This is a genomic window from Enterobacter cloacae complex sp. IR5384 (genome assembly GCF_049237265.1).
GTDB classification, from domain to species: domain Bacteria; phylum Pseudomonadota; class Gammaproteobacteria; order Enterobacterales; family Enterobacteriaceae; genus Enterobacter; species Enterobacter cloacae.
This window is the reverse complement of the sequence record NZ_JBMKHJ010000033.1, coordinates 1-18,694: the sequence shown is the minus strand read 5'-3', so window position 1 is coordinate 18,694 and position 18,694 is coordinate 1. Positions and strand designations below refer to the sequence as shown.

The following is an 18,694-nucleotide window of genomic DNA, read 5'->3' as shown; positions in this document are numbered from 1 at the left end:
AAAAAGCGGTATAATCCCGCGATTTTTTTGCGGACGCCACCTCAGAGGAGAAAGAGAATGAAGATTGTGGAAGTGAAACACCCACTCGTTAAACACAAGTTGGGCCTGATGCGTGAGCATGACATCAGCACGAAGCGTTTTCGCGAACTGGCATCTGAAGTCGGCAGCCTGCTGACCTACGAAGCGACCTCTGACCTCGAAACGGAAAAAGTGACCATCGAAGGCTGGAACGGCCCGGTGCAGGTTGAGCAGATCAAAGGTAAGAAAATTACCGTGGTGCCAATCCTGCGTGCTGGTCTTGGCATGATGGAAGGCGTGCTGGAGCACGTACCGAGCGCGCGTATCAGCGTGGTGGGGATCTACCGTAATGAAGAAACCCTGGAGCCGGTTCCGTACTTCCAGAAGCTGGTGTCTAACATCGACGAGCGTATGGCGCTGGTGGTTGACCCGATGCTGGCGACCGGCGGCTCAATGATTGCCACCATCGACCTGCTGAAGAAAGCAGGCTGCAGCAGCATCAAAGTGCTGGTGCTGGTTGCGGCACCGGAAGGGATCGCGGCGCTGGAAAAAGCACACCCGGATGTGGAGCTGTACACCGCGTCTGTCGACCAGGGGCTCAACGAGCACGGGTACATCATCCCGGGGCTGGGCGATGCCGGCGATAAGATCTTTGGTACGAAATAATCGAATAACGATAAAAAAGCCGACTTTGAAAGTCGGCTTTTTTTTGAATAAAACACACATAACTAACCATCTCAGAGGAAAACACTATGACGCGCCGTGCTATCGGGGTGAGTGAAAGACCGCCGCTTTTACAGACTATCCCGCTTAGTTTGCAGCACCTGTTCGCTATGTTTGGCGCAACCGTGCTGGTGCCAATCCTGTTTCACATTAACCCGGCTACCGTGCTGTTGTTCAATGGTATCGGGACGCTGCTGTACCTCTTTATCTGTAAAGGCAAAATCCCGGCGTATCTGGGGTCGAGCTTTGCCTTTATCTCGCCGGTGTTGCTGCTGCTGCCCCTGGGGTATGAAGTGGCGCTGGGCGGCTTTATCATGTGCGGCGTGCTGTTCTGCCTGGTCTCATTCATTGTGAAGAAGGCCGGTACCGGCTGGCTGGACGTGATGTTCCCACCGGCGGCGATGGGGGCCATCGTTGCCGTTATCGGTCTGGAGCTGGCAGGCGTGGCGGCGAATATGGCTGGCCTGCTGCCTGCTGATGGGCAGTCGCCGGACTCCAAAACCATCATCATCTCACTGGTGACGCTGGGCGTGACGGTATTTGGCTCCGTGCTGTTCCGCGGTTTTATGGCGATTATCCCGATCCTGATCGGCGTGCTGGCGGGTTATGCACTCTCCTTCGTGATGGGTGTTGTCGATACCACGCCAATTGCTCAGGCGCACTGGTTTGCCCTGCCAACCTTCTATACGCCACGCTTTGAATGGTTTGCTATCTTCACTATTCTTCCTGCCGCGCTGGTGGTTATTGCTGAACACGTTGGCCACCTTGTGGTGACGGCGAACATCGTCAAACGTGACCTGATCCGCGACCCGGGTCTGCACCGTTCGATGTTTGCAAACGGCTTCTCGACGATCATCTCCGGTTTCTTTGGCTCCACGCCAAACACCACCTACGGTGAGAATATTGGCGTCATGGCGATCACCCGCGTTTACAGCACCTGGGTTATCGGCGGCGCGGCAATCATCGCAATCCTGCTCTCCTGCGTGGGTAAACTGGCGGCAGCGATCCAGATCATCCCGGTTCCGGTGATGGGCGGCGTGTCTCTGCTGCTGTACGGCGTAATTGGCGCATCCGGTATTCGCGTGCTGATTGAGTCCAAAGTGGACTACAGCAAAGCGCAGAACCTGATCCTGACTTCCGTTATCCTGATCATCGGCGTGAGCGGCGCGAAGGTACACATCGGCGCGGCCGAGCTGAAAGGCATGGCGCTGGCGACCATCGTTGGTGTGGGCCTGAGCCTGATTTTCAAGCTGATTTCCGTGATCCGCCCTGAAGAGGTGGTGCTGGAGGCTGACGAAAGCGAAAAAGCGTCACACTGATCGTAAAACCGGGTGGACGATCCGCCCGGTTCTCTCCTGGCAGGTTCCGTGCTAAACTCCGTTCCGATTTTATGTAAGATCTGGTTGAGGTACTTCTGAACGGACCGGCACAGCTCTCTCTGCCACTCTATCTCCCTGACGACGAAACTTTCGCGAGTTTCTGGCCGGGTGATAACCCCTCTTTACTGGCTGCACTGCAGAACGTGCTGCGCCAGGATCACAGCGGATACATCTATATCTGGTCACGCGAAGGCGCGGGACGCAGTCATCTGTTGCATGCCGCCTGTGCTGAGCTTTCAGCGCGGGGGGATGCGGTAGGCTATGTACCGCTGGATAAACGTACCTGGTTTGTGCCTGACGTGCTGGAGGGAATGGAACATCTCTCCCTGGTCTGCATCGATAATATCGAATGCGTGGCGGGGGATGAGCCGTGGGAAATGGCGATCTTTAACCTCTATAACCGTATCCTGGAGTCGGGCAAAACCCGGCTGCTGATCACCGGCGATCGTCCGCCGCGCCAGCTGAATCTGGGGCTGCCGGATCTGGCCTCCCGACTCGACTGGGGGCAAATCTACAAACTGCAACCGCTGTCAGATGAAGACAAACTCCAGGCGCTTCAGCTGCGCGCCAGACTGCGCGGATTTGAACTGCCGGAAGACGTAGGGCGCTTCCTGCTCAAGCGTCTGGACAGGGAAATGCGCACGCTGTTTGATACGCTCGATCAGCTCGATCGCGCCTCCATTACCGCCCAGCGCAAGCTCACCATTCCGTTTGTGAAAGATATTCTGAAGCTTTGAGTTTTTTTGCCCGGTGGCGCTGCGTTTACCGGGCCTACGGGATCGAGTAGGCCGGGTAAGGCGCAGCCGCCACCCGGCTAGAGATCCCCCATCAGGTGCTCAACCAGCAGCGGAATCGGCCTCCCTGAGGCCACGCTTCTGCCACCCTCACGCCACAGCGCCGTACCGCTAATATCCAGATGCGCCCACGGGATTGTCGGCGGGCAGAAGTGATGCAGCAGCCACGCCGCCGAGGCACTGATTGCCGCATTGTTGGGCGGCGTATTGCACAGATCGGCGATGGCGCTGTCGGTCTGCTTTTTCAGCCGCGCATCCAGCGGCAGGGACCACACTTCATCTCCGCTCTGTTTTCCTGCCTGCGTCAGCGCCTGGCGCAGTGGCTCGTCCTGGGTCATCAACCCGCTCAGCTCATATCCCAGCGCTTTGACCACCGCACCCGTCAGCGTTGCCATATCGATAATGTAGCGCGCCTGCGGATGGCGCTGGCTGGCCCAGGCGATAGCGTCTGCCAGCACCAGTCGGCCTTCGGCATCGGTATTGTTGATTTCAACCGTGGTGCCGTTGCAGGCTCTGGCTACCGTGCCAGGCTGCATGGCGTCCGGGCCGATGGCGTTTTCTGCCAGCGCCAGCACGCCCATGAGGCGCACGGGGAGCGCCAGCTCTGCAGCGGTCAGCATCAGCCCCAGCACGTTCGCTGCCCCGCACATGTCATATTTCATGGTGTACATGCCCGCGCCGTCCTTGAGCCACAGGCCGCCGGTATCGAAGGTAATGCCTTTACCTACATAGCAGCGCACCGGGCCGTCAGAAACACCGTCATAGTGAATAGCCAGCAGTCGTGGCGGGCAGGAGGCGCCTTTGCCAACGGCGTGAAGCAGCCCCAGACCCTGCTCAACGATCTGCTTTTCATCCAGCACTTCACAGCGCAGGGCAGGAAAAGCCGCGCACAGCGTCTGCGCCTCCTGCACCATAAACTGCGGCGTGCAGCGGTCGGAGGGGATATCGGCCAGACGGCGTGCGGCGACCATTCCACGGCTAATGGCGAGCTGCTGGCGGAAGATAACGTCCAGCCGCGCCTGCTGTTCTGGCAGGCAGAGGGCGGTAACGTGCTCAACGCGCAAAGTGACATCGTCCGCTTTCTTCAGCTGCAGATCGCTAAGCCTGTGCGACTGATTAAAAAGAAAACGCAGGACCTGTTGCAGCACAACGTCGTCAATGTGGGTGACATCCAGGACCACGTCGGTACTGACGGACGTGGCCAGCAGCGGACGGAGTGCCGTAAGCAATCCTTCGGTAAGGCTATCCTGCCAGAGAGCATCCGGCACCAGCGTGATGCGCGCAAAAGGCGCACAGCCAAAACGGGTGTCGGCAACGGCATCTTGCCCGCGCATTTCCGCAATCAGTGGCGTGTCCGGTAACAGCGTAGACGAGCTGCGGGCGATGAGGTGGCCGTGTGGCTTTACGTCAGAAAGGGCGGTTATCAGCTGATACGTCATCATTACTCCTCAATCGGTGCGCGGATCCGTGCGGCATAGGCCTGCATCCATTCATCATCCACCGCCAGATAGTGCGTTTTTTCCCGCAGGCGTTCGGCGCGAAACACGGTCAGCGGCTGGCGTGCCGTCGCCACCACAAAGGAGAACGTTTTAATGTTGGTGGCGGCGCCAAATTCACCTTTGTTATTCATGCATACCACGGAGAGATCCCCCGCGCGGCCAAAGCGCGACATCAGCTTGTCTTCCAGCTCGAACACCACGGAATCTGCCGCCTGCTGCGGAGACATCCCCTGCGCCATGCGGCGAACAATTTCGTAGCTGGTGCAGCCTTTCATCAGATCTTCGCCCACGCCCGTGGCGGTGGCGGCGCCGGTTTCACTGTCGCAGTAGAAGCCGGAGCCGATGATCGGCGAATCGCCAAGACGGCCGCGCTTTTTCATAAACAGGCCGCTGGTGGAGGTCGCCACGCTCATGGATCCCTGTTTGTCGAGACCGATAATCCCGACCGTGTCATGGCCATCGTAGGGGCTTAAGCCTTTATCCAGCGTCTCCCGGCAGCGCTTGCGGTAGTGCTGCATGGCCCGGTCGGAGAGCATCGTTTTGTCGGCAAAACCCTGGCTCAATGCCCACTCGCGTGCGCCCTGGCCGACCAGCAGGCTGTTATAGCGCTGGCGGCTTAACGCCTGCGCCACGCGTACCGGGTTGGCGATATCCACCAGATTTCCCACGGCGCCAAACGCCAGCGTGTCGCCGTCCATGTAGGCGGCGTCCAGTTCCACCTCGCCATTTTCGGTTGGTAGCCCGCCGTAGCCGACCGATTTATAGAACGGGAAGTCCTCGACGGCGGCAACGGCATCCACGACCGCGGCAGCCACCGGTTTACCAGCAGCCAGCGCAGAGGCCGACTCGGTGACGCCTTCAAGCGCCATTCGCCAGGTGGCGATAATTCCCCACATGCTTTACTCCTGTTTTGCAAGGGTGGTGTCGGTTTGCGTCACGGTGGCAATCTCCGCGGCGCGGTACTGTTTATCCACGATACGCATGAATGGCAGATACAGCATGGCGCCAATCAGCAGGTTGATAAGCTGCATGATGCTGCCGCTGAGATGCCCGGTGACGATAAAACCGCTGATAACAGGCGGCAGCGTCCAGGGGATAAACACCCCGGTAGTGACGGCGACCGCACCAATTTTCATTGCCACGTACTGCACGGTGACCAGCACCAGCGGCACCAGATTGAACGGAATGAGCATGATCGGGTTCATGATCACCGGCAGGCCGAACAGAATCGGCTCGTTGATGTTAAACACCGATGCTCCGGCGCCGAGGCGGGCCACTTCGCGCATGTTTTTACTGCGGGCGAAAATCAGCATCGCAATCACCAGCGACAGCGTGGCCCCTGCGCCGCCCATCCAGATCATGTCAAAAAACTGTTCGGTGATAATGTGCGGTGGGGTAGCGCCGGCCTGAATGGCGGCGATGTTATCGGTCTGGTTCTCCATCCACAGCGGGCGAATAATGCCGTTGATCATCGAACCGGAGTTAATGCCCACTGACCACAGAATGGTGATGCTGAAGACCGTCATCAACGCGCCAAAATAGGAAGTGCCGTAGTGGCGAACCGGGGTTGCTACTACCTCGTAAATAAACTGATGGATGGTGTTGTAATGGGTGTTTTCAAAGCCGATGCGGATCATCAGCACCAGGATCATCACCAAGAGGGCAGGGATCAGCGCCGCGAACGACTCCTGCACCGCAGGCGGCACGCCATCCGGCATTCTGATAACCAGTTTTTTGCGCTTCAGCCAGCAGAACAGCTCCGTCCAAAGCAGAGAGCCAATCATCGCCACGAATAACCCTTTACTGCCAATCCACTCTACCGGCATGACGGTGATGCCACCCTGTTCCGCCACTTTGATAAAAGGGGTCAGGATCAGAAAGGCGACCAGCGCCAGAATGCCGCAGGAGATACGGTCTTCGCCATAGTGTTCAGCCAGGCGATAGGCGACCAGGAAGCTGATAAACAGCGACATGGTCGAGAACACCGCGTTGAACGGGATTTCGATAATCGCGCTCCAGCTTTCCCCAAACGCCTGAGACATAAACTGCTGATAGGTTTGATTGGGAAAGGAGGAGATCACCAGCAGGATGGAGCCGACGATGATAAACGGCATGAATGAAACGTAGGCACCGCGAATGGCACCAAGATGACGCTGCTGGGCCGTTTTGGCCGCCAGCGGCATCAGTTTTGCTTCAAGAAATCCCAGAACATTGTTCATTGTGAACTCCGTACAAGATTGAGAGGTGTTGTTTATGTTATCTCTGGGGATTATCAGTGAAGCGCGGCGAGCGAAAGGTGAAATCGGTCACAAAGCAATCGCTGGTCCATTATAAATCTCATAAGATTAGTTCTGGAGTTTGTTGCGATGGAAATCAAACTGCACGCCAATGCGACCACGACGCCGCGCATCCGTCGTTATCTTCAACAGTCGGATAAGAGCGACAGAGAGCTGGCCGTCGAGCTGGGTATTTCGGTCACCACCGTCAGACGCTGGCGCAATCGCGACCAGGTGTCGGATAACCATACGACGCCAAAAGTGATACACAAAGCGATGAGACAAGAGCAGGTTGCGCTGGTGAATGCCCTGCGTGACATCCTGGGTGCGCCGTTGGATGACCTGCTGCTTATGGTCAACGACGTCCTGGGCATTGCCGTTTCCCGCGCCACCCTGAACCGCTATCTCAAACCAGCCGCTGCAAAGCAAAAAGGGGCCCCCTTGCAGGGGAAAAAGGCGCTGAATGCGGGTATTACGCCCCATACGCTGGAACTGCACCATTTGCCTTTGTCGCTGCATATGGACGACGGCGGGGAGCAGCATCTGCTTTGGGCGCGAGAGCCGGTGAGCCGCTGGTGCTATGCCCGGCTTTATGCGGGACTGTCGCCTCAACGACTGAATACCTGGACGCAGGAGGTGCTGGCGGCGTGTCCGGCTGCTATACAATCTATTGAGACTTTTGGTTTTGAGGCGACGCTGGCTGTTAACAACATTGCGGTGAAGGCACATCAACGTACCTGCAGTGCACTTCAGGTGATGGTGCCCTTACGCGATATTATTCCGCGCGTGAATGTTGAACCGGCGGGGGCGCTATTGATGACCTTGTGCGAGTTTTACAACCGGGGTAAAGCGCAGAAAAAACTGGGGGAAAGTACGCCGCAGGCCTTTCTGGAAGGGCTGCGGCGCGAGGCTTAAAGAATGTCGAGCACATCTTCCGGCGGACGCCCGATGCGCGCCTTGCCGTTTGCCACCACAATTGGGCGTTCAATGAGCTTCGGATTGTCAACCATCGCCTGCACGAGCTCAGCTTCAGTGAGACGCGGGTCGTCCAGGTTAAGTGACTTATAGAGATCCTCTTTCTGGCGCATCAACTCACGTGCACTGCCCATGCCCAGCATATGAAGGAGCTGGCGGATTGTCTGCGCGTCTGGTGGTGTCTCCAGATACAGCACCACCTCAGGCTCTACGCCGTTGGATTTCAGCAGGCTGAGGGTGTCGCGGCTCTTGGAGCAGCGAGGGTTATGGTAGATTTTTACCGCGTCAGTCATATTTTCTTCCTTTTTACATCTTTTCGTACGGCTTGAAGCGCTGCTGTAGCGCGCGCAGCTGATCGATACGCGCATCGTAACGGGCCTGTTGCAGGCTGCCAAGTTTGACCTGCGAACTGGCGCTGCTGAGCATCGAAATGGCCTGATCCAGACGCCCCACCAGGGCAAACCCTTCGGCACGTGCCGCCAGCTCCTGATCGCGGTTGCCCAGCTGGGCTTCTGCCTGAGCGAGCAGATCCCAGCCGTTTTGATCGTCTTTATTGTCGAAGGTGTAGCGGTTCAGAATAGTGGCCGCTTCACCCGGCTGGCCGCCCTGCAGATAAGCGTTCGCCAGGTTAAGCTGCAGCACCGGGTTGGTCCGCACCTCTTTGGCACCTTTCAGGCGGTTAATCGCATCGGCAGGTCTCTTCTGCCCCAGATCGATATCCGTGGAGAGGTCGAGATACCACGGGTTATTCGGGTCGGCGGCCAGCAACGGTTGCAGCGTTTTTCGCGCTTCGTCGTATTTGCTGGCTTCCATCGCCTGCAGGGCACGACCGTATTGCGCCGCGTTCTTCTCGCGCACGTTGCCTTTTGCCAGGGCATCCAGCAGGTCGCTGGTGAGCTGGTTGCGCCCGGAATTGTACATGCCCAGCGTTCTCACTTTCGCCATGTAGAAATCCTGTGAGGATTGCACCACCACCGGACGCATCTGATTGGCACGGTTACGCGCATCGGACAGACGGCTTTCCGGTAACGGGTGGGTGAGCAGAATTTCGGGTGGACGTGACGAGTAGCGTGCCTGATCGAGCAGTTTTTCCAGGAAGCTGGGCATGGCCTGTGGGTCAAAGCCCGAGCGCTGCAACACCTGGATGCCAATGCGGTCCGCTTCCTGTTCGTTTTGCTGGGTGAAACTGATCATCCCCTGGCGCGTGCCTGCCAGCGTGCCGGTTAATGCGGCCATCCCGGCCTGCGGGCTGGCCATCGCCAGCAAAATAGAGCCCAGCGCACCCACCCAGGTCAGGGGCGCGTTGCGTTTCTGGTCTTCCATCGCACGGGCCAGATGGCGCTGGGTCACGTGGGAAATTTCGTGCGCCATGACCGACGCCAGCTGGCTTTCGTTATCGGAATAACGGAATAACGCCGAATGCAGCACCACGTTACCGCCAAAGAAGGCGAAGGCGTTGATTTCGTCGTTATTAATTAAATAGAAGTGGAAGGGGGTTTTTACCGAGTTGGCGTGCGCGACCAGGCGCATCCCCAGACCATTAATGTACTGCACCAGCAATGGGTCATTGATCAGCGGAGCACTGCCGCGCAGCTGGCGAACATAGTAATCACCCATCTGCATCTCCTGACCAATGGAGAGCGTGCTTCCTGCTGTGGTGCCCATGTCCGGCAATGAATCGGACGAATCAGCAAAAGCTGGCAACACCTGACCGACCGTTACGGCGGCAATCAGTGTCGCAACCACTGTTTTTTTCAACTGCCTGAACATAACCACTGTCCTGTATTTTGGATGTGCTAATTTGACCGATGAACCCGCATATCGTTCATCTCCACTGCCCTGCGAGTGTAGCCGTGTTGTGGCATGAAGAAAATCCCATTCATCAGGCTTTTGCGGATTGTGACAGCGATACAAAAAGCGAAAGTCTTTTTTGTGACAGTTAGATACAATTCACCTTCTGACTCCCGTCATTCGATTCAGGGAAGGGTTGTATGCTCGAAATGTTAATGCAGTGGTACCGGCGCCGGTTTAGCGACCCGGAAGCCATTGCTTTGCTGGTTATTCTGGTTGCCGGGTTCGGTATTCTGTTCTTCTTCAGCGGCCTTCTGGCACCACTGCTGGTGGCGATTGTGCTGGCCTATCTGCTGGAGTGGCCAACCGCGCGGCTGGAGAATATCGGCTGCTCCCGACGCTGGGCGACCAGCATCGTGCTGGTGCTGTTTGTTGGCATTCTGCTGTTGATGGCGTTTGTGGTCATGCCCGTCGCCTGGCAGCAGGGGATCAACCTGATCCGCGATATGCCCGGCATGTTAAATAAGCTTTCTGATTTTGCCGCCACGCTGCCGCGTCGTTATCCGGCGCTGATGGACGCGGGGATCATCGATGCGATGGCCGAAAACATGCGCGCCCGCATCATGACCATGGGCGATTCGGTGGTGAAATACTCCCTGGCGTCGCTGGTTGGGCTCCTTACGCTCGCCGTCTACCTGGTGCTGGTACCGTTGATGGTGTTCTTCCTGGTGAAGGACAAAGATCAGATGCTCAACGCCGTGCGGCGTATTCTGCCGCGTAATCGCGGGCTGGCCGGGCAGGTGTGGGAAGAGATGAACCAGCAGATCACCAACTACATTCGCGGCAAGGTGCTGGAGATGATTGTGGTTGGGGTCGCGACGTGGATTGGCTTCCTGATCTTCGGGCTTAACTACTCGCTGCTGCTGGCGGTGCTGGTGGGGCTGTCGGTCCTTATTCCGTATATTGGCGCTTTTGTGGTCACCATTCCGGTTGTTGGGGTCGCGCTGTTCCAGTTTGGCCTGGGCACCGAGTTCTGGAGTTGCTTCGCGGTGTACCTGATTATTCAGGCCCTGGATGGCAATCTGCTGGTGCCGGTGCTGTTCTCAGAAGCGGTGAATCTGCATCCGCTGGTGATTATCTTATCGGTGGTGATTTTCGGCGGGCTGTGGGGATTCTGGGGCGTGTTCTTTGCTATTCCGCTGGCGACGCTGATTAAAGCCGTCGTCCATGCATGGCCGGATGTGCCAGCGGTGGAAGAGAAGTAGTTTTTGTGCGGCCTGATGCCCTTCTCTCACGGGGGAGAGGGGGAAAACACTAAAAACGGCAACCAGGTTGCCGTTTTGCATTTATCTTGTAGGTCGGGTAAGGCGAAGCCGCCACCCGACACTCACTTTCAGGCACTTTGTTTCAGCCAGTTCAGCACCACGTCGTGGTGGTTGCTGGTTTTGAAGTCGTCAAAGACATGTTCCACTTTACCGTCAGCGTCAATCAGGAAGCTGATGCGGTGAATGCCGTCATAGGTTTTGCCCATAAACGTCTTCTCGCCCCAGACGCCGAACTGCTCACAGACCTGATGATCTTCGTCGGAAAGCAGCGTGAAGTTCAGCAGCTCTTTTTCAGCAAATCGTGACAGCTTTTCTGGCTTATCGGTGCTGATGCCCAGCACTTCCACGCCGGCTTTTTTCAACTCGTCCATGTTGTCGCGTAAGCCGCAGGCCTGCACGGTGCAGCCCGGGGTCATGGCTTTCGGGTAGAAATAGACCAGAACACGCTGTCCCTGGAAGTCGGTCAAATTTACTTGCTCACCATCCTGATCCGGTAAGCTAAATTTCGGTGCGATGTCACCGGCTTTCAGTGGGTTCATTACTCAACTCCATCCTGTTCATGCTGCGAATAATTTACGACGCTTATACTGCCTTGCGCGTGTAATTCTGTACAGAGGGCTTTGAACGCTTGCTCGATATTTGACGCATCCTGTGATGCAGGACTGTGGGCGGTGATTTGAATAAAGAGGGTAGGAACGGCACTCTCATCAGCCGGTTGTGTGCGGGAAACCAGCTCGGCAATGTTCATCTGATGGCTGTCAAACAGCGCGGTAAAACGCTCAATCAGATGAGGGGAATCAGGAACTTCAACCTGTACCCAGACGGTGGCAGGCATGGCCGGACGCGGACGCGCATTGGTGCGTTTCATCACGATCAGCAAATCCAGCTCCGCGCCTTTCAGCGGCAGGGTAGATTCGATAAGCGTGATGGCGTTCCATGTCCCGGACAGCAGCATAATAAACGTGAACTCTTCGCCCAGCATCGCCAGACGGCTGTCCTCGATATTACAGCCGCAGCTGCTCACGTGGCGGGTAATGGTGTTCACGATACCCGGCCTGTCAGCACCCAGCGCAGTGATAACCAGGTAATGTTGTGATGAGGTTGTCAAACCTGTTCTTCCTTTGCTTGGTTAAGTCTTCCTAAGGAAAGCATAAAAAAAACATGCATACAACCGCCTGAGGGCCTCAGGTCGCTTGCTTTTATTACAGTTCCAAACGTACCATTGAGGCTCTTGTTCGCACAGAGGATGGCTCATGTTCACGGGAAGTATTGTCGCGCTTGTAACACCGATGGATGAAAAAGGTAATGTCTGCCGGTCAAGCATGAAGAAGCTGATTGATTACCATGTCGCCAATGGAACCTCGGCGATCGTTTCGGTAGGGACTACCGGTGAATCTGCAACGCTGAGCCACGAAGAGCACGGCGATGTGGTGATGTTGACCCTCGAACTGGCTGACGGACGTATTCCGGTCATCGCGGGAACGGGCGCGAATGCAACCGCAGAAGCGATCAGCCTGACCCAACGTTTTAACGACAGCGGCGTTGTTGGCTGTCTGACGGTCACCCCTTACTACAACCGTCCTACTCAGGAAGGTTTGTTCCAGCATTTCAAAGCCATCGCTGAACATACTGACTTGCCACAAATTCTGTATAATGTGCCGTCCCGTACTGGCTGCGATATGCTGCCGGAAACCGTTGGTCGTCTCTCGAAAGTAAAAAATATTATCGGGATTAAAGAGGCGACAGGGAACTTAAGCCGCGTTCATCAGATCAAAGAGCTGGTTTCAGACGACTTTATCCTGTTGAGCGGTGACGATGCGACCGCGCTGGACTTCATGCAGCTCGGTGGTCATGGCGTGATCTCCGTAACGTCGAACGTTGCGGCCCGCGATATGGCGGAAATGTGCAAGCTGGCGGCGGCAGGTCACTTTGATGAAGCCCGTCTCATTAATAAACGTCTGATGCCGTTGCACAATAAATTATTTGTCGAACCCAATCCGATCCCGGTGAAATGGGCATGTAAGGAGTTGGGACTTGTAGCAACCGATACGCTGCGTCTGCCAATGACACCGATTACCGACCACGGTCGTGAAATCGTCACTGCAGCGCTGAAGCATGCCGGTTTGCTGTAAAGTTTAGGGAGATTTGATGGCTTATTCAGTACAGAAGTCGCGCCTGGCGAAGGTTGCGAGTGTTTCGCTTGTTATGCTGCTCGCTGCCTGTAGTTCAGACTCGCGCTACAAGCGCCAGGTGAGCGGTGATGAATCCTATCTGGATGCGACCCCGCTTGCTGAACTTCATGCACCGGCTGGCATGATCCTGCCGATTCAGAACGGCGATTATAATATCCCCGTGACCAACGGCAGCGGCCCGGTGGGCAAAGCGCTTGATATTCGTCCACCAGCACAGCCTCTGGCGCTGGTGAGCGGGGCGCGCACCCAGTTTACCGGTGATACCGCGTCTCTGATGGTGGAAAGCGCACGTGGCAGCACGCTGTGGCCACAGGTGGTGAGCGTCATTCAGTCGAAGAACTACACGATTGACAAGCGTGATGACGCCAGCCAGACGTTAACCACCGACTGGATCGAGTGGAACCGTCTGGATGAAGACCAGCAGTACCGTGGTCGTTATCAAGTCTCCGTTAAACCGCAGGGCTATCAGCAGGCGGTTACCGTTAAGCTGTTGAACCTGGAGCAGGCGGGTAAACCGGTGGCGGATGCTGCCTCTATGCAGCGTTACAGCACTGAAATGCTGAACGTGATTGCAGCGGGTCTGGATAAGAACGCCACAGACGCGGCTAACGCCTCACAGAACCGCAACGGCATGACGTTTGATGTCCAGAGCGGCGCGGATGATACCGGCCTGCCAATGCTGGTTGTTCGTGCGCCATTCAACCAGACCTGGCAGCGCCTGCCAGCGACGCTGGAGAAAGTGGGCATGAAGGTGACCGACAGCACGCGTTCAACCGGTAGCATAACCGCAACGTATAAGCCGCTGTCCGACAGCGCATGGCAGGAGCTGGGCGCACGCGATCCACAGCTCGCTTCCGGCGACTACAAGATTCAGGTAGGCGACCTTGATAACCGCAGTAGCCTGCAGTTTATCGATCCGAAAGGCCACACGCTAACCCAGTCGCAGAACGATGCGCTGGTCGCGGTCTTCCAGGCTGCATTCAGCAAATAAATACGAGGGCTGGTGAATCCAGCCCTTTTTATTTTCGTGCTACGCAAACGTGTGCGTGGCATAATATGCCCAGTTTTGAACACAAATCATCACACCAGGAGTAATCAAGATGCAGAAGCAAGCTGAGTTGTATCGTGGCAAAGCGAAGACCGTATACAGCACGGAAAACCCGGATCTGTTGGTGCTCGAGTTCCGCAATGATACGTCAGCAGGGGATGGCGCACGCATTGAGCAGTTCGATCGTAAAGGCATGGTGAACAACAAGTTCAACCACTTCATTATGACCAAACTGGCTGAAGCGGGTATCCCGACTCAGATGGAAGCGTTGCTGTCCGATACGGAATGTCTGGTGAAAAAACTGGATATGGTTCCGGTTGAGTGCGTCATTCGTAACCGTGCCGCGGGCTCCCTGGTGAAGCGTCTGGGCATTGAGGAAGGCATCGAGCTGAATCCACCGCTGTTCGATCTGTTCCTGAAAAACGACGCCATGCACGATCCGATGGTCAATGACTCCTACTGTGAAACCTTCGGCTGGGTGAATAAAGAGAACCTGGCGCGCATGAAAGAGCTGACCTACAAAGCCAACGACGTGCTGAAAAAACTGTTTGATGATGCTGGCCTGATCCTCGTCGACTTCAAGCTGGAGTTCGGTCTGTTCAAAGGCGAAGTGGTACTCGGCGACGAGTTCTCACCGGACGGCAGCCGTCTGTGGGACAAAGAAACGCTGGATAAAATGGATAAAGACCGTTTCCGTCAGAGCCTGGGTGGCCTGATTGAAGCGTACGAAGCAGTGGCTCACCGTTTAGGCGTTAAGCTCGACTAACTCCCTCATCGCCAAAGGATGTTCATATCCTTTGGCGTCTTACCTTTGTTTCCTATGGTAATCTTGCCGTTAACCGCCTACGATCATAGCTATTATTAATGGAATAGTTCGAGGTAGTTATGCGCTGGCAAGGGCGTCGTGAAAGTGACAATGTAGAAGACAGACGTGGTGATAGCGGTGGCGGCCCTTCCATGGGTGGCCCCGGCTTCCGTTTACCCAGCGGAAAAGGCGGAATCATTCTGCTGATTGTGGTGCTGGTTGCGGGTTACTACGGGGTCGATCTCACCGGGTTAATGACCGGTCAGCCGCTGCAGCAACAGCAGCAATCTCAGCGCTCCATCAACCCAAATGAAGATGAAGCGGCCAAATTTACCTCCGTTATTCTCGCGACCACTGAAGACACGTGGAGCCAGCAGTTTGAGAAAATGGGGCGCAGCTACCAACAGCCGAAGCTGGTGATGTACCGTGGTGCGACCCGCACCGGCTGCGGCACCGGACAGTCGGTGATGGGGCCGTTCTACTGTCCGGCAGACAGCACCGTCTATATCGATCTCTCTTTTTATGATGACATGAAACGCAAACTCGGTGCCGACGGTGATTTTGCTCAGGGCTACGTGATTGCGCATGAAGTGGGGCATCACGTGCAAAAATTGCTGGGCATTGAGCCTAAGGTTCGTCAGCTTCAGCAAAACGCCTCGCAGGCGGAGGTCAATCGCCTTTCCGTGCGTATGGAGCTGCAGGCGGACTGCTTCGCGGGCGTCTGGGGTAACAGCATGCAGAAGCAGGGCGTGCTGGAATCTGGCGACCTGGAAGAGGCGTTAAATGCCGCAGAAGCCATTGGTGACGACCGTCTCCAGCAGCAGAGCCAGGGCCGGGTTGTGCCGGACAGCTTCACTCACGGGACGTCAGAACAACGTTACACCTGGTTTAAACGCGGTTTTGACAGCGGTGACCCGGCGCAGTGCAATACCTTCGGTAAAGCCATGTAATGGTGGCGTTTGACCAACTGATTAGCCAGCTTGAGCGCACCGGCCAGCGTCGGCTGGTGGTGCTCAGCGGTGATGCGCAGTGGTCCCTGGCGCAGGCCGGGGCGCTGCGTGATACGCTTTCCGGGGATTGGGTGTGGCTGGATGAAAACCCTTCCCGGGAGATAAGCGGGCTGCTGGGGCGCGAGTTCCGGCATGCTGTTTTTGATGCCCGCGTCGGGTTTGATGTCTCAGCCTTTGCCGCCCTGAGCGGAACGCTGCGTGCCGGGAGCCTGCTGGTACTGTTGGCCCCCCCGCTTGCGGTGTGGGCTGACACGCCCGACAGTGATTCCCTGCGCTGGAGCGACAGCGCGGAACCCATACCCACGCCGAATTTCATTCGCCACTTTTGTCAGACGATTACCCGCGACCCCGATGCAATCGTCTGGCAGCAAAACCAGCCGTTAACCCTTCCTCCATTTCCTGATGCCCCTGACTGGCAACCCGCTAACGGTGCACCCCAGCGCGAGCAGGCGGAGATCCTGCAGGCACTTCGTGCAATGCCGAAAGGCGTTGCGGCCGTTACCGCCCCGCGCGGGCGGGGAAAGTCGGCGCTTGCCGGCATGCTGCTGAACAGCATTGAGGGCAGAGCAGTTGTCACCGCACCGGCAAAGGGAGCAACGGAGGTCATCGCACGGTTTGCGGGTGAACATTTTCACTTTATGGCACCGGATGCGCTGCTGGCCTTCTCACACCATGCCGACTGGCTGATTGTCGATGAGGCGGCGGCCATACCCGGCCCTGTGCTGGAGAAGCTGGTTGCGCGCTTTCCACGGGTACTGTTAACCACGACGGTACAAGGGTATGAAGGAACCGGAAGAGGGTTTTTGCTTAAATTCTGCGCGCAGTTCAGCACCCTGCAGCGTTATACCTTATCCACCCCCGTTCGCTGGGCTGCGGGATGTCCGCTTGAGCGGGTGGTCGCCAGCGCGCTGCTGTTTGACGACACGCTCATCGACCAGCAGCCGAAAGGAGAGGTGCAACTGACCTCTCTGGCCCCCGACGCATGGGAGCACACGCCTGCACTCGCCGCGAGTGTCTACGAGCTGCTTTGTGCGGCCCATTACCGTACCTCGCCGCTGGATCTGCGCCGTATGATGGACGCCCCCGGTCAGCACGTTGCCGTCGCGCAAACGGACCCGGTCATCGCGGGCGCGCTGTGGCTGGTAGACGAAGGCGGGTTAAGCCCGGCGCTAAGTCGCGCAGTATGGGCGGGTTTTCGTCGACCTCGCGGCAACCTTGTCGCGCAGTCTCTGGCCGCGCATGGCGGCACGCCTCTGGCAGCAACGCTGAAAGGTCGACGGATCACGCGCATCGCTGTTCACCCTCACCGGCAACGGGAAGGGATCGGCCGGGCGCTCATCCGCGAGGCCTGCGGGGAGGATTATCTCTCGGTGAGCTTTGGCTTTACCAACGCGCTGTGGCATTTCTGGCAGCAGTGCGGCTTTGAGCTGGTACGGATAGGCAGCCACCGCGAAGCCAGCAGCGGCTGCTATACCGCAATGGCATTATTGCCGCAAAGTGAGGCGGGGCATCGTCTGTGTGAACAGGCCCGGCTGCGCCTGCATCGCGATGCGCGTGTCTTATCATTGTGGAATGGCGAAAAGATCCCGGTGGCAGATGAGTGGGAAGCTACCCTTAATAGTGACGACTGGCTGGAGCTGGCAGGCTTTGCCTTTGCACACCGGCCCTTTGCTACGTCCGTTGCCGCATTGACGCGTTTGCTGCTCGCCGTGGATCTGCCGCTTCCGGCCCTGCGCGGTAAAATTGAGGCACGAAGAGAGGACGCTGCGCTCAGTGCTGAACTGTCGCTCACCGGGCGAAAAGCGGTGCTGGCAAGATTACGCGCTGAAACGGCGCAGGCCCTTGAATGTCTTGATAAAGCGCGCAGTCAGCAGCTCAAAAGCGACATTTTGCAATGGCAATTTTTTCAATGACTTCTTCAGTAAAGTGGCATGGTCATTCCCCCCGCAAGGCGTAGAATCCAGGTCATCAATTAAGGAGACCGCCATGAAACACGATCATTTTGTTGTTCAAAGCCCCGACAAACCGGCTAAACAGTTACTGTTGCTGTTTCATGGCGTTGGCGATAACGCCGTCAATATGGGAGAGATTGGTCGCTGGTTTGCACCTGTTTTTCCTGAGGCGCTGATTGTCAGTATCGGCGGCGTGGAGCCGTGTGGCCCTGACGGACGGCAGTGGTTCTCCGTTCAGGGCGTGACGGAAGAGAACCGTCAGGCGCGCATTGATGCCATTATGCCTGTCTTTATCGAAACCGTGCGTTACTGGCAGCAGCAGAGCGGCGTTGGTGCCGACGCGACCGCGCTGATTGGCTTTTCACAGGGGTCAATTATGTCGCTGGAGAGCGTGAAAGCAGAGCCGGGTCTGGCTTCGCGCGTGATTGCCTTTAACGGCCGTTTCGCGACGCTACCGACGAGCGCGACCACGCAGACAACGATCCACCTAATCCACGGTGGCGAAGACCGGGTGATTGAGCTTTCGCATGCCGTAGCTGCCCAGGAAGCCCTGATCCGGGAAGGCGGGGATGTGACGCTGGATATCGTTGACGATCTCGGCCACGCGATTGACGATCGCAGCATGCAGTTTGCGCTCGACCATCTGCGCTATACCGTACCGAAGCACTACTTTGATGAAGCGCTCAGCGGCGGTAAGCCGGACGATGATGATATTGTTGAATTTATGTGATTATTTCCCCTCACCCTAACCCTCTCCCCTAAGGGGAGAGGGAACATGGCCCCCCTCGCCCCTCTGGGGATGTACAGTCCGGGGACATGGTTGACAGGTGTTCGGGGACATGGTGAACACTTTTTAACATCCTTTACCCATGGTGATCGACTTTTTCTTCAGGTCGATCACCCCCAC

18 protein-coding genes are annotated in these 18,694 nt (G+C 56.9%); 11 read left to right on the top strand and 7 right to left on the bottom strand.

What is annotated here, in order from left to right; translation table 11 throughout:
• The first annotated feature begins 57 nt into the window (after positions 1-57).
• The 3 genes from upp (at position 58) to ACOTX3_RS20880 (ending at position 2,857) form a co-directional block, all read left to right on the top strand.
• Positions 58-684 carry a uracil phosphoribosyltransferase gene (upp, locus tag ACOTX3_RS20890; protein WP_003860560.1) on the top strand — a complete coding sequence of 209 codons (627 nt, stop codon included), beginning with the start codon at positions 58-60 and terminating at the stop codon, positions 682-684.
• 86 nt (positions 685-770) lie between these two features.
• Positions 771-2,060, top strand: a complete 1,290-nt coding sequence (uraA, locus tag ACOTX3_RS20885; protein WP_038986262.1) for a uracil permease — start codon at positions 771-773, stop codon at positions 2,058-2,060.
• A gap of 95 nt (positions 2,061-2,155) precedes the next feature.
• Positions 2,156-2,857 carry a DnaA inactivator Hda gene (locus ACOTX3_RS20880; protein ID WP_211944493.1) on the top strand — a complete coding sequence of 234 codons (702 nt, stop codon included), beginning with the start codon at positions 2,156-2,158 and terminating at the stop codon, positions 2,855-2,857.
• Between the two features lie 77 nt (positions 2,858-2,934).
• Here the strand turns inward: ACOTX3_RS20880 and ACOTX3_RS20875 are convergent, their stop codons facing one another.
• Genes ACOTX3_RS20875 through celB form a run of 3 tightly spaced genes read right to left on the bottom strand, consistent with a single transcriptional unit; the run spans position 2,935 to position 6,632 of the window.
• Entirely contained in the window at positions 2,935-4,356 is a 1,422-nt protein-coding gene (locus ACOTX3_RS20875; RefSeq protein WP_058679210.1) for a leucyl aminopeptidase family protein, read from the bottom strand.
• Positions 4,356-5,309 carry a N(4)-(beta-N-acetylglucosaminyl)-L-asparaginase gene (locus ACOTX3_RS20870; RefSeq protein WP_058679211.1) on the bottom strand — a complete coding sequence of 318 codons (954 nt, stop codon included), beginning with the start codon at positions 5,307-5,309 and terminating at the stop codon, positions 4,356-4,358. The genes ACOTX3_RS20875 and ACOTX3_RS20870 overlap by 1 nt, the downstream gene beginning before the upstream one ends.
• A gap of 3 nt (positions 5,310-5,312) precedes the next feature.
• On the bottom strand, positions 5,313-6,632 hold the full coding sequence (celB, locus tag ACOTX3_RS20865; protein WP_023620393.1) for a PTS cellobiose transporter subunit IIC: 1,320 nt from the start codon (positions 6,630-6,632) through the stop codon (positions 5,313-5,315).
• A gap of 147 nt (positions 6,633-6,779) precedes the next feature.
• On the opposite strand from celB, the gene ACOTX3_RS20860 reads away from it, so the two are divergent.
• Positions 6,780-7,604 (top strand): hypothetical protein, encoded by an 825-nt coding sequence (locus tag ACOTX3_RS20860; RefSeq protein WP_058679212.1) that lies wholly within the window; start codon positions 6,780-6,782, stop codon positions 7,602-7,604.
• On the opposite strand, the gene arsC is transcribed toward ACOTX3_RS20860, so the two are convergent.
• On the bottom strand, positions 7,601-7,957 hold the full coding sequence (gene arsC / locus ACOTX3_RS20855; protein ID WP_013098232.1) for an arsenate reductase (glutaredoxin): 357 nt from the start codon (positions 7,955-7,957) through the stop codon (positions 7,601-7,603). The genes ACOTX3_RS20860 and arsC overlap by 4 nt on opposite strands.
• 13 nt (positions 7,958-7,970) lie before the next feature.
• On the bottom strand, positions 7,971-9,434 hold the full coding sequence (bepA, locus tag ACOTX3_RS20850; protein ID WP_013098231.1) for a beta-barrel assembly-enhancing protease: 1,464 nt from the start codon (positions 9,432-9,434) through the stop codon (positions 7,971-7,973).
• A 221-nt stretch (positions 9,435-9,655) separates the two neighbouring features.
• Between bepA and ACOTX3_RS20845 the strand changes: the two genes are divergently transcribed.
• Entirely contained in the window at positions 9,656-10,720 is a 1,065-nt protein-coding gene (locus ACOTX3_RS20845) for an AI-2E family transporter (RefSeq protein ID WP_013098230.1), read from the top strand.
• 128 nt (positions 10,721-10,848) lie between these two features.
• Here ACOTX3_RS20845 and bcp read toward each other — a convergent pair whose 3' ends face one another.
• On the bottom strand, positions 10,849-11,319 hold the full coding sequence (gene bcp, locus ACOTX3_RS20840; RefSeq protein WP_013098229.1) for a thioredoxin-dependent thiol peroxidase: 471 nt from the start codon (positions 11,317-11,319) through the stop codon (positions 10,849-10,851).
• On the bottom strand, positions 11,319-11,888 hold the full coding sequence (locus ACOTX3_RS20835) for a glycine cleavage system transcriptional repressor (RefSeq protein ID WP_013098228.1): 570 nt from the start codon (positions 11,886-11,888) through the stop codon (positions 11,319-11,321). The genes bcp and ACOTX3_RS20835 overlap by 1 nt, the downstream gene beginning before the upstream one ends.
• A gap of 145 nt (positions 11,889-12,033) precedes the next feature.
• On the opposite strand from ACOTX3_RS20835, the gene dapA reads away from it, so the two are divergent.
• From dapA to ypfH, 6 genes are all read left to right on the top strand, one after another.
• Positions 12,034-12,912 (top strand): 4-hydroxy-tetrahydrodipicolinate synthase, encoded by an 879-nt coding sequence (gene dapA, locus ACOTX3_RS20830; RefSeq protein ID WP_013098227.1) that lies wholly within the window; start codon positions 12,034-12,036, stop codon positions 12,910-12,912.
• Between the two features lie 16 nt (positions 12,913-12,928).
• Complete coding sequence (bamC, locus tag ACOTX3_RS20825) at positions 12,929-13,963, top strand: outer membrane protein assembly factor BamC (protein WP_013098226.1); 1,035 nt, start codon at positions 12,929-12,931, stop codon at positions 13,961-13,963.
• 109 nt (positions 13,964-14,072) lie between these two features.
• Entirely contained in the window at positions 14,073-14,786 is a 714-nt protein-coding gene (gene purC, locus ACOTX3_RS20820) for a phosphoribosylaminoimidazolesuccinocarboxamide synthase (protein WP_008501631.1), read from the top strand.
• Between the two features lie 119 nt (positions 14,787-14,905).
• Positions 14,906-15,775 carry a neutral zinc metallopeptidase gene (locus ACOTX3_RS20815; protein ID WP_029882266.1) on the top strand — a complete coding sequence of 290 codons (870 nt, stop codon included), beginning with the start codon at positions 14,906-14,908 and terminating at the stop codon, positions 15,773-15,775.
• Positions 15,775-17,748 carry a tRNA(Met) cytidine acetyltransferase TmcA gene (locus ACOTX3_RS20810; protein ID WP_058679213.1) on the top strand — a complete coding sequence of 658 codons (1,974 nt, stop codon included), beginning with the start codon at positions 15,775-15,777 and terminating at the stop codon, positions 17,746-17,748. Before ACOTX3_RS20815 ends, ACOTX3_RS20810 begins: the two co-directional genes overlap by 1 nt.
• Positions 17,749-17,821: 73 nt before the next feature.
• Positions 17,822-18,517, top strand: a complete 696-nt coding sequence (ypfH, locus tag ACOTX3_RS20805) for an esterase (RefSeq protein ID WP_013098223.1) — start codon at positions 17,822-17,824, stop codon at positions 18,515-18,517.
• Positions 18,518-18,694 lie beyond the last annotated feature (177 nt).

Coding starts and splice junctions, on each gene's coding strand:
- upp (WP_003860560.1), top strand. CDS start 58: ATGAAGATTGTGGAAGTGAAACACCCACTCGTTAAACACAAGTTGGGC.
- uraA (WP_038986262.1), top strand. CDS start 771: ATGACGCGCCGTGCTATCGGGGTGAGTGAAAGACCGCCGCTTTTACAG.
- ACOTX3_RS20875 (WP_058679210.1), bottom strand. CDS start 4,356: ATGATGACGTATCAGCTGATAACCGCCCTTTCTGACGTAAAGCCACAC.
- ACOTX3_RS20870 (WP_058679211.1), bottom strand. CDS start 5,309: ATGTGGGGAATTATCGCCACCTGGCGAATGGCGCTTGAAGGCGTCACC.
- celB (WP_023620393.1), bottom strand. CDS start 6,632: ATGAACAATGTTCTGGGATTTCTTGAAGCAAAACTGATGCCGCTGGCG.
- ACOTX3_RS20860 (WP_058679212.1), top strand. CDS start 6,780: ATGGAAATCAAACTGCACGCCAATGCGACCACGACGCCGCGCATCCGT.
- arsC (WP_013098232.1), bottom strand. CDS start 7,957: ATGACTGACGCGGTAAAAATCTACCATAACCCTCGCTGCTCCAAGAGC.
- bepA (WP_013098231.1), bottom strand. CDS start 9,434: ATGTTCAGGCAGTTGAAAAAAACAGTGGTTGCGACACTGATTGCCGCC.
- ACOTX3_RS20845 (WP_013098230.1), top strand. CDS start 9,656: ATGCTCGAAATGTTAATGCAGTGGTACCGGCGCCGGTTTAGCGACCCG.
- bcp (WP_013098229.1), bottom strand. CDS start 11,319: ATGAACCCACTGAAAGCCGGTGACATCGCACCGAAATTTAGCTTACCG.
- dapA (WP_013098227.1), top strand. CDS start 12,034: ATGTTCACGGGAAGTATTGTCGCGCTTGTAACACCGATGGATGAAAAA.
- bamC (WP_013098226.1), top strand. CDS start 12,929: ATGGCTTATTCAGTACAGAAGTCGCGCCTGGCGAAGGTTGCGAGTGTT.
- purC (WP_008501631.1), top strand. CDS start 14,073: ATGCAGAAGCAAGCTGAGTTGTATCGTGGCAAAGCGAAGACCGTATAC.
- ACOTX3_RS20815 (WP_029882266.1), top strand. CDS start 14,906: ATGCGCTGGCAAGGGCGTCGTGAAAGTGACAATGTAGAAGACAGACGT.
- ACOTX3_RS20810 (WP_058679213.1), top strand. CDS start 15,775: ATGGTGGCGTTTGACCAACTGATTAGCCAGCTTGAGCGCACCGGCCAG.
- ypfH (WP_013098223.1), top strand. CDS start 17,822: ATGAAACACGATCATTTTGTTGTTCAAAGCCCCGACAAACCGGCTAAA.